This window comes from Neisseria sp. P0021.S006, assembly GCF_051956895.1.
The window spans coordinates 1-446 of record NZ_JBQCWZ010001257.1 but is presented as its reverse complement, the minus strand read 5'-3'; the positions used below and the strand labels follow the sequence as shown (position 1 = coordinate 446).

At 47.3% G+C, this 446-nt stretch carries 1 protein-coding gene; it reads right to left on the bottom strand.

The annotated features are described in order from the left end of the window. On the bottom strand, window positions 1-300 hold a 300-nt coding region (gene trhA, locus ACTHUM_RS19760; RefSeq protein WP_440403978.1), incomplete at its 3' end, for a PAQR family membrane homeostasis protein TrhA. Window positions 301-446 lie beyond the last annotated feature (146 nt).

Genomic DNA, 446 nt, shown 5'->3' with positions numbered 1-446 from the left:
GCCCCAGCTGCCCTGCAGGGTAATCAGCGTAAACGGCGTATAACTGCCTGCAATCAAAAGATAAATCATGCAATGATCGACCTTTTGCAAAATCGCCTTGGCCTTCGGCTGCGGAATACTGTGGTATAAGGTTGAACCCAAATACAGAAGCAGCAGGCAGATTCCGTAAGTCAGTGCACCGGCAATCCGATAGCCGTCCGCCGATTCCACCGCTTTCACCAGCATCAGCACCAAGGCCGCCACTGCCAATAAGAAACCGGCCAAATGGCTGTACGCATTAAATCTCTCGCCGTGATACATAAACCATTCTCATTTCTAAAAAACCAAAGTGTACGCGAAGACAGGCGCTTCGTCAGAGAAATCGGGTTAAAAATAAGTTAAAGCGCAAAGGCCGTCTGAAAACACACTTGGGCAATATAACAAAAACATCTTTGCAACAAACAAAC